General features: G+C 58.3%; 2 protein-coding genes, 2 tRNA genes and 2 rRNA genes (1 of these 6 only partly in view). All 6 read right to left on the bottom strand.

Annotation, left to right across the window (positions count from 1 at the left end; translation table 11 throughout):
* A 23S ribosomal RNA gene (locus tag ABGT79_RS08880) occupies positions 1 to 1,619 on the bottom strand; it reaches 1,292 nt to the left of the window's first position.
* 142 nt (positions 1,620 to 1,761) lie between these two features.
* Positions 1,762 to 1,837, bottom strand: a tRNA-Ala gene (locus ABGT79_RS08875).
* A 5-nt stretch (positions 1,838 to 1,842) separates the two neighbouring features.
* Positions 1,843 to 1,919, bottom strand: a tRNA-Ile gene (locus ABGT79_RS08870).
* Positions 1,920 to 1,984: 65 nt separating this feature from the next.
* A 16S ribosomal RNA gene (locus ABGT79_RS08865) occupies positions 1,985 to 3,532 on the bottom strand.
* The 16S and 23S rRNA genes sit together here with 2 tRNA genes alongside, the layout of an rRNA operon.
* A gap of 494 nt (positions 3,533 to 4,026) precedes the next feature.
* Positions 4,027 to 5,214 (bottom strand): VWA domain-containing protein, encoded by a 1,188-nt coding sequence (locus ABGT79_RS08860; RefSeq protein ID WP_346665880.1) that lies wholly within the window; start codon positions 5,212 to 5,214, stop codon positions 4,027 to 4,029.
* Positions 5,207 to 7,663, bottom strand: coding sequence for a DUF5682 family protein (locus ABGT79_RS08855; protein WP_346665879.1), 2,457 nt, complete (start codon positions 7,661 to 7,663; stop codon positions 5,207 to 5,209). Before ABGT79_RS08855 ends, ABGT79_RS08860 begins: the two co-directional genes overlap by 8 nt.
* Positions 7,664 to 7,665 lie beyond the last annotated feature (2 nt).

Genomic DNA, 7,665 nt, shown 5'->3' with positions numbered 1-7,665 from the left:
AGTACGGTTCACATGGACTAAACTTAGAAGCTTTTCTTGGCAGTGTAGACTCAATGACTTCCGCCTTGCGGCTCGGACTCGCGTCTCGGATAAGCGAAACGGATTTGCCTGCTTCGCACTCCTACACGCTTGCACCGGGATATCCAACACCCGGATCACCTATCTTGCTGCGTCCCTCCATCGCACATCCATGCAAGTACGGGAATATTAACCCGTTTTCCATCAGATACGGCTTTCGCCCTCTCCTTAGGGACCGACTAACCCTGGGAAGATTAACTTTACCCAGGAAACCTTGGGTTTTCGGCGAACAGGTTTTTCACCTGTTTTATCGTTACTCATGTCAGCATAATCACTTCTCAACAGTCCACCATGGTTTTCACCACAGCTTCAGCCCGTTGAGAACGCTCCCCTACCAGATGCCATAAAGGCAAATCCGAAGCTTCGGCTCCATACTTAGCCCCGTTACATTTTCGGCGCAGAATCATTAGACCAGTGAGCTATTACGCTTTCTTTAAACGATGGCTGCTTCTAAGCCAACGTCCTGGCTGTCTAAACAACTCCACCACCTTCACCACTGAGTATGGAATTGGAGGCCTTAGCTGTCGATCTGGGCTCTTACCCTTTTGACGACGGACCTTAGCACCCGCCGTCTGACTCCCAGGGTACATTTATTCGGCATTCAGAGTTTGATAAGGTTTGGTAATCTGGTAGGACCCCTAGCCTTGTCAGTGCTTTACCTCCGATAAACAATCCCTGAGGCTATACCTCAATATATTTCGGGGAGAACCAGCTATCACCGGGTTTGATTGGCCTTTCACCCCTATCCACAAGTCATCCAAATCGTTTTCAGCCGATACTGGTTCGGTCCTCCACAAGGCTTTACCCTTGCTTCAACCTGCTCATGGATAGATCACCCGGTTTCGGGTCTAATCCGCTGTACTGTGCGCCCTGTTCAGACTCGCTTTCGCTTCGGCTCCGCTCTCGCTTAACCTTGCACAACAGATTAACTCGCTGACTCATTATGCAAAAGGCACATGGTCACAGTCGTTAAAACTGCTCCCACAGCTTGTAAGCAACAGGTTTCAGATTCTATTTCACTCCCCTGACAGGGGTTCTTTTCACCTTTCCCTCACGGTACTGGTTCACTATCGGTCGCTGGATCGTACTTAGGCTTGGAAGATGGTCCTCCCGGATTCCCACGAGGTTTCACGTGCCTCGCAGTACTCAGGTACCGCCTGCGCTCTTTTCGGTTTCGGATACGGGACTGTCACCCGCTGTGGTGTGGCTTTCCAGCCAGCTTCTCCTGCCTACTCCGAGATCGCGTACGGCGGCCCTACAACCCCGCACAGTCGAAACTGCACGGTTTGGCCTCTTCCCATTTCGCTCGCCGCTACTTTGGGAGTCTCGTTTGATTTCTTTTCCTCTGGGTACTGAGATGTTTCACTTCCCCAGGTTAGCTCCTCAATAGAGGTACTGGAACTGCTTCCAGTGGGTTGCCCCATTCAGAGATCCACGGATCAAAGGATATTTAGCTCCTCCCCGAGGCTTATCGCAGCTTATCACGTCTTTCATCGCCTTCAGCGCCAAGGCATCCGCCCGTTGCTCTTACTAACTTGTTTTTCTCGAAAAAAAACTCTCATCATTTCCCTGTTCAATTGTCAAAGAACTTACTGCCTTTCGCGGCAGCAGCCGGGCTGAATCCCGGTTCGAAATCTTCAGCGTCGCTGAAGCCTTCTCTCAAGATTCAACCTTACATATGTCTGGTGGAGGCGGACAGAATCGAACTGACGACCCTCTGCTTGCAAAGCAGATGCTCTCCCAACTGAGCTACGCCCCCGATAATGGTGGGCCTGGAAAGACTTGAACTTTCGACCTCACGCTTATCAGGCGTGCGCTCTAACCACCTGAGCTACAGGCCCTGACATACTCACTTTCAAAGAACTCTCGGTTCCTTGCAAGTAAAGAGCGAGTTGGGATTTCTCTAAAAGGAGGTGATCCAGCCGCAGGTTCCCCTACGGCTGCCTTGTTACGACTTCACCCCAATTATCGGGCCTACCGTAGACGGCTGCTCCTATTGCTAGTTAGCTCACCGGCTTCGGGTAAAACCGACTTTCGTGGTGTGACGGGCGGTGTGTACAAGGCCCGGGAACGCATTCACCCTGGCATGCTGATCCAGAATTACTAGCGATTCCGACTTCGAGGAGTCGAGTTGCAGACTCCTGTCCGGACTGGGACGCATTTTTTGAGATTGGCTCCACCTCACGGTCTCGCTTCCCTTTGTATGCGCCATTGTAGTACGTGTGTAGCCCCAGGCGTAAGGGCCATGATGACTTGACGTCGTCCCCACCTTCCTCTCCGTTAACCGAAGCGGTCTCCTTAGAGTGCCCAGCTTTACCTGATGGCAACTAAGGACAGGGGTTGCGCTCGTTGCGGGACTTAACCCAACACCTCACGGCACGAGCTGACGACAGCCATGCAGCACCTGTCTTAGGGTTCTCCGAAGAGCACCCTCTACTTTCATAGAGGCTCCCTAGATGTCAAGCCTGGGTAAGGTTCTTCGCGTTGCATCGAATTAAACCACATACTCCACCGCTTGTGCGGGCCCCCGTCAATTTCTTTGAGTTTCAGCCTTGCGACCGTACTCCCCAGGCGGGATACTTATTGCGTTAGCTGCGTCACCGAGTCATACAACCCGACAACTAGTATCCATCGTTTACAGCGTGGACTACCAGGGTATCTAATCCTGTTTGCTACCCACGCTTTCGCATCTCAGCGTCAGTTACGAGCCAGATAGCCGCCTTCGCCACTGATGTTCTTCCAGATATCTACGGATTTCACTCCTACACCTGGAATTCCGCTATCCTCTCTCGCACTCCAGTTTGGTAGTTTTGAAGGCAGTTCCACGGTTGAGCCGTGGGATTTCACCTCCAACTTGCCATACAGCCTACACGCGCTTTACGCCCAGTAATTCCGATTAACGCTTGCACCCTCCGTATTACCGCGGCTGCTGGCACGGAGTTAGCCGGTGCTTCCTTTGAAGGTACCGTCAGGGCACTGCTGATTAGCACAGTGCTTATTCTTCCCTTCTGACAGAGGTTTACGATCCGAAGACCTTCATCCCTCACGCGGCGTCGCTGCGTCAGGCTTTCGCCCATTGCGCAATATTCCCCACTGCTGCCTCCCGTAGGAGTTTGGACCGTGTTCCAGTTCCAATGTGGCTGATCATCCTCTTAGACCAGCTACCCATCGTCGCCTTGGTGGGCCGTTACCTCACCAACTAGCTAATGGGACGCGGACTCATCGAAAAGCGGAAGCATATGCAGAGGCCCCCTTTCCTTCATAGACAAATATGAAGCGTATGCGGTATTAGCAGCCGTTTCCAGCTGTTATTCCTCACTTCCCGGTAGATTATCCACGTGTTACTCACCCGTGCGCCACTTTACTCGGGCCCGAAGACCCTTTCACGTACGACTTGCATGTGTTAGGCACGCCGCCAGCGTTCAATCTGAGCCAGAATCAAACTCTCCAGTTGAAAAGTATTTGATTCAGAGAACCGAAGTTCTCAAATCGAACTCAAAGCTCTATTTCCCAACTCGCTCTTCACTTGTCAAAGAACCGTGCCGCTCACTCGCTGCGGTGTTGCTTTATGCAACTTTTCGTTTCACCTGTCAACAACTTTTTTCAAGTTTTTTCAGGCGGCGCTTTCGGCGGGGCGCTCGTTTGAGCCGCTGTGCCTCAGCGCGTTTTCGAGTTATGCCCATTTACCCCCGACTTGTCAAACACTTTTTTTGCAGTTTTTTTATTCTTTTTGCATTTTCCTTCGTAACATATCGAGAATACAGCATAAAAAAATGAGGCAAAGATCACTCTCCGCCCCATTTTTTGACCTTTTCCCGGCGTTTTCTCCCTCAAAGGCCCATTTTTCGGTTTTTTCGAGCTGAAAAACGGAGCAAGCGCGTTGTTCCGGCTTTTTTCCCGCCCTTTGCGACCCTCACCCGCAGTTTCAAGGCTCTGCCCTTTCCGACGTCACGCTCCATCACGGACCGCAGGAGCCGTGACCACGCCCTGCTCCGCCGCCCAGAGGCAGACGTCTTCCTTACGGATGGCGGCCGCCATCATGCCCGGAAAGATGTCCGGCGTGCAGGCAAAACAGGGAATGCCCAGGGCCGACAACTTTCCGGCCAGCGCCCTGTCGTAAAAGGGACTGCCCTCATTGCTCAGCGCCAGCAGCGTGATGAACTGCACCCCCGACTGCACAAGCTCGCTGGCCCGCTGGAGCAGATTCCGTTCCACGCCGCCTTCGTACAAGTCGGAAATCAGCACCATGACGGTGTTGCGCGGATCGCTGATGAGCGACTGACAGTACCCCACGGCCCGGTTGATGTCCGTGCCGCCGCCGAGCTGCACGCCGAAGAGCACGTCCACGGGATCGCGCATTTCGTCGGTAAGATCGACCACCGAGGTGTCGAACACCACAAGGCGCGTCTTCACGGCAGGCAGCGACGCCATGACCGCGCCGAAAATGCTGGAGTACACGATGGAACTCGCCATGGAGCCGCTCTGATCGATGCAGAGTATGACCTCCCTCTGCGGACGGCGCGCCTTGCGTCCGTAACCGATGAGCGATTCCGGAACCAGCGTGTGATATTCCTTCTGCCAGTGACGGAGATTGGCCTGAATGGTGCGGTTCCAGTCTATTTCCGCATAGCGGGGACGGCGACTGCGCACCGCCCGGTTAAGCGCTCCGCTCACCGCCGTGCGCATGGGTTCCTCAAGCTGTTTCAAAAGCTCGTCCACGACCTTGCGCACCACCAGCCTTGCCGTTTCCCGGGTTTCCGGCGGAATGACGCCGTTCAACGACATGAGCGTGGAAACCAGATTCACGTCCGGCTGCACGGACTCCAGCATTTCCGGCTGCAGAAGCATATCTTTAAGATAAAGGCGGTCGAAGGCGTCCTTCTGCATGGCCCGCACCACCGTGGACGGAAAGTATTTGCGTATGTCGCCGAGCCAGCGCGCCACGCGGGGAGACGACGCGCCGCTGCCTCCGCGAAGCCCTTTTCCGTCGCCGCCGTGATCGTAGAGCAGAGAAAGCGCGTCGCTCATGCCCGCGTCTTCCTCGCTGAGCGTCACCTCCGGGCAAGCGCTTCTGGCCTCGTCGCCGAGCGCCAGCACCCAGCGCCGCATGCGTTCCTTTTCAAGGTCGTTATTCATGAGCACCTCGCTCGTTTTCCCCCGCGTGAGGCGCGGCAAGTCCGAGAATCTTCCGCAAAAAAGGCAGCGGAAACGCCGCGCGCGCCTCGTCCCGGTCGAAAGACTGCGCCGCGCCCGCCCCTCCGCTTCCCGGAGCCCGCCGGGCCCGCTCCGCAAGCTGCCGCCGTTCCGGCGCGGAAAATTCCGTGAACGTGCGGCGAAGCATGGGCAGCACCGACTTGAACCGTTCCGCAGGAAGCGTCGTCAGCCACTGATCCACAAGGGTCCACAGCATGTCGTCGTGCAGCAGCACCATGGCGCTCTCGCCGAGAAACGACGACAGCCACCCCGCCGACTCTTCCGGCTCCGACGCGGGAGAAAGCGCAAGACTCATGAGCGACGCCACCTCGTCGAGCGAAAGAAACTCGTCGTCGAAAAGAAGCCGGGCGGCCAGACCGCGAAGCACGGCATGCACGCCGCTCTCTTCCGCAAGCAGCCGGCGCAGCGCCTGACGCCACATGAGCGCAAGCTCCTCCCGTCCGGACAGGCGTATGGCCTCATGCGCCGCGCGCAGCGGTGCGGACAGTTCCGCCGAACTTTCGGCGTTGAGCCCGGAGAGCGCCGCATGAAGCCCCACGGTCACGCGCGGAACCATGCCGTCCACCAGCGCAAGAACCATGCCCGTGTCCGTGCCGCGCACGTCGCCGTAACGAGCCACGCGCACAAGCTCCGGCAGCGTGCGGAGAAGCTGGAGCGTGTCCGTGGTGAGCGCGGCCAGATTTTCCAGCGTGCGCACCAGTCCTTCCACCGCTTCCCCGAGATCCGCCAGCAGCGCCGCGTCCATCAGGGCGGCAAGCTCGGGCAGATTCGCCCGGGAAGCGCGATCCAGCGTGCGGCGCACCGCAGCGTCGAGCAGCGTGCCGCCCCACACGCCCGCCTGAATGATGTCCACAACAAGCTTCGGCTCCCACTGAAGCTGCCACACTTCGTGGAACGTGCCCTTGCCCCCGCCTTCGCGTCTGTCCGTTCCCCAGGGAATGTCCAGCAGATTCATGCGATGCAGCATGCGGCTGCGCTCCAGATCCACTTCCTTACGCAGATCGAGATCCAGCGTTTTCTGCGAGGCTTCCGGCTTGAGTCGGAGCTTTTTCTGCAAACGTTCGATGTCCCGCTGAAGCGGCACCGCAGGCACGCCTTCCGGCACGCGCCCCAGTTTCTCGCCGGTGATGAGACGCCGCGCAATGAGACGCATGGGCGCTTCCTCGCCCATGCAGACCACGGTCTGCAGCGCCTCGCACAGCTCGCGAAGCCCCGCGCCCGGACGGTTGCGCAGCGCCGCCAGAGACTCGGCCAGCCTCGCGGATTCAATGACGTGCGCGGGCGAGCAGTCCAGCCCCTCCTCGCGAAAGAGCCGCGCCGCCGACGCAAGCCAGCTCACAGTCCGGGATTCCGCCGTTTTTCCGCGCCACAGATGCTCGTACCACGCCGGAGACTCCACCCCTGCGCCGTAGCCGCTCCGCACGCTGAGTCCCGCGTAGGTCCACGGCGCCCAGGTGGCGACCGCCTTCATTTTCGGCAGTCCCTTCAAAAGCGCGTTGTCGTCCCTGGCGGCCACCTTCGCTTCCAGCGCAGGCACATGCCACGCGCCGCACACCACCGCAATGCGGGAAAATCCTTCCTTCTTCGCCTTGCGCAGGCACGAACGCATGTGCGCCTCGCGCAGCGCCTCCAGACCCGAAACGGCTCCGTCGCGCTGCTCGCGTTCCTGACGAACGGCCGTCATGGCCTCGCGGATGGCCTCGAACAGTTCAAGCCCGTCGAGCCGCTCCTCCACCATGTGATTCCACCAGCTCTCCCCGCTTTCGTAGCCTGCGGCGCGTCCCAGCCAGTCCAGCGGATCGTCCGCGTCGAACGGAACGCTCTCCTCCTGCCCCGCGTCCGGCTCTCCGTCGCTCCCGGGTTGCTCCGCTCCCGCTTCATGCGACGCCGTTTTCTCCGCCCCGGTTTCGTCCGGCGCTTCAAGCTGTGCCGTCCGCGTTTCGCCCTCCTGCGCCAGCTCCGGCGATTCGCCGTCCGCCTGAGCAGAAGCGTTTTCAGCCGTTTCAGCCGCGGCCCTCTCTGCCTCTTCCTCCCTCTTTTCCAGCGCAAAGCGCACGGCAGCCGGCAGATCCATGAAGCGGACCGGAACGCCTTCGGCAAGCGCATAGCGCAGCGCCTGCCATTCGGGAGAAAATTCCGCAAAAGGATAAAACGCCGCGCGCCGGGCCTCGTCCTCCGCATACACGAGCAGCGCCACCGGCGGCGTCATGGCTTCGTCTGCGGCCAGAGGCAGCACGCTCTCGCCCTCGGGCGGGCCTTCCACCAGAATCGCGTCCGGCCGCCACTGCTCAAACGCCCGCACAAGGCTGCGGGCGCATCCCGGCCCATGATGTCTGATGCCGAATATGCGTATCTGCAAGGATTCGTCCATGG

The sequence above is a fragment of the uncultured Mailhella sp. genome, from assembly GCF_963931295.1.
GTDB lineage: Bacteria > Desulfobacterota > Desulfovibrionia > Desulfovibrionales > Desulfovibrionaceae > Mailhella.
The sequence above is the reverse complement of the archived record's forward strand: the minus strand, read 5'-3'. Positions and strand labels throughout refer to the sequence as shown.

Bases quoted from the DNA above. Each gene is read 5' to 3' on its own strand.
- ABGT79_RS08860 (WP_346665880.1), bottom strand. From the start codon at position 5,214: ATGAATAACGACCTTGAAAAGGAACGCATGCGGCGCTGGGTGCTGGCG.
- ABGT79_RS08855 (WP_346665879.1), bottom strand. From the start codon at position 7,663: ATGGACGAATCCTTGCAGATACGCATATTCGGCATCAGACATCATGGG.